At 66.5% G+C, this 1,638-nt stretch carries 2 protein-coding genes and 1 pseudogene; 1 reads left to right on the plus strand and 2 read right to left on the minus strand.

What is annotated here, in order from left to right; genetic code table 11:
• Positions 1-232 (plus strand): annotated as a pseudogene (locus PGX04_RS31325) (NAD(+)/NADH kinase); the annotation flags it as partial.
• A 2-nt stretch (positions 233-234) separates the two neighbouring features.
• Here PGX04_RS31325 and PGX04_RS31330 read toward each other — a convergent pair.
• Both PGX04_RS31330 and PGX04_RS31335 read right to left on the minus strand, forming a co-directional pair.
• Complete coding sequence (locus PGX04_RS31330; protein WP_273742047.1) at positions 235-888, minus strand: DsbA family oxidoreductase; 654 nt, start codon at positions 886-888, stop codon at positions 235-237.
• 200 nt (positions 889-1,088) lie between these two features.
• On the minus strand, positions 1,089-1,638 hold a 550-nt coding region (locus PGX04_RS31335; RefSeq protein WP_273742048.1), incomplete at its 5' end, for a DNA-directed RNA polymerase subunit epsilon.

Raw genomic sequence — 1,638 nt, forward strand, 5'->3', positions numbered from 1 at the left:
CGTCGTCACGCAGATGGCCGCGACAGAGTCGATGCCGCCGCTGGTCGTCGAACCGGACACCGCGCTCGCGCTCACCGTCTCCGGAACCGAGACGGCCTACGCGATCAGCGATGGGCGCAACCGACGGCGCCTCGAGCCGCCCGCGACGGTGTCCGTCTCGCTCGCCGACGAGTTCGTGACGCTCGTCGGTCCGCAGGCGAACTTCTTCGACGGACTCGACAAACTCGAGTAGTCCTACCGCTCGCCCTCGACGAGCCGCTCCAAGTGTTCCGGCGGCACCGAGCCACGGGCGGCGCGGCCGTCCGAGACGAACGTCGGCACGCCGGTGATGCCCTGCTGTTGTGCCTCGGTGAATCGATCCTCGAGTTCCGCCCGGAGACTCTCGTCTGCGACAGCATCGCGAATCTCGTCGGACGGCAGGTCGACGGCCTCGGCGAGGTCGGCCAGAACGTCGATGTCACCGATGTCGCGGCCGTCCTGCCACAGCGCCGTGTAGATCGAGTCGTCGAACGCCGCCCACCGGTCGGGATACTCCTGTTTGACGTACCAGGAGGCGACCTGCGCATCGAACGAGTCGACGTCTGTTGCGATCTCCTGAGCCATTTCGACGCCGTACTCCTCCTGCAGCCGGCGGACGTTCTGTTTCGCCTGCTCGAAGTACTCGTCGTCCTTGCCGTCGTCTACGCCTTGATCGATCGAACCGTCCGGATTCCGTTTCCCGCGTCGCAGGTCGAAGGGATGCCACTCGACGGCCAGCGGCTCGTCGCGGCCCTCGCGGTACTGCTCGAGCGAGCGGGTTCCCAGATAACAGAACGGACAGACGTAGTCGGCATAGATCGTTAGTCGATCCGCGGTCTCCGGCGTCGGTCCGGTGTCAGCGTCGGCCATAGCGATGCTAGGCAGTCACCACGGAAAAGTCGCGGGTCACCGGCAGTCGGCTGGAGGCGGCTGGAGGTGGCTCGAGGCGAGGGAGAGAGAAGCGAGGAAGAGACGATGTGAGCGGCGGTGCAGGCACCTCAAAACTGGGTGCCAACGGTCCAGTAAGCGGGGGCATCGCGGGGTAGCGGCCGGTCCGAGTCAACAACCAGTTAGCTCTCCGATCCGGAGGCAGCCATGTCGGCAGCGTTCGTCTCCGAATCCGTCGCGTCCGGCAGGTTCGGATCCCGGTACGGATTGCGGCCGTAGGCCGGGAGCTCGTCCTCGAGTTGCGATTTCAGCACCCGGCGGAGCCGATTCAGGCTCGTCGTGTCCAGCCCGTAGTCGGCCGCGAGCCGCTTGAACGACTCCTCGTCGGTGATATCGTGGGCGCGGTACTCGGCGAACAGCTCCTCCATCCGGTCGGCGGAAAGCGTCTGGGCGTCGATCTCGTCCAGCCCGAAGTACTGCTGGCGGTCGACGTCGACGACGTGGCGAATCGCCACGAGCGCCACCTTCTCGATCGCTCGCTGGCTGCCGAACTCGGTGAGGTCGATCTCGTCCATGACGCCGAGCGCCAGGTCGCGCTGCCACGGCGTCACCTCGAGGGCGTTACACAGCGCTTGCGTGGTTCGCAGCCGATCGAGGTGGTGAGCGCGCTCGCTGTAGCCCGGCGTCGCCGCGTGCTGTTCGTCGTGGAGGCGCCGCACGCTCTCGGAGAGG

Source organism: Natrinema soli (genome assembly GCF_028618695.1).

Excerpts from the sequence above, each read along its gene's own strand:
- PGX04_RS31330 (WP_273742047.1), bottom strand. The coding sequence starts at position 888 with ATGGCCGACGCTGACACCGGACCGACGCCGGAGACCGCGGATCGACTA.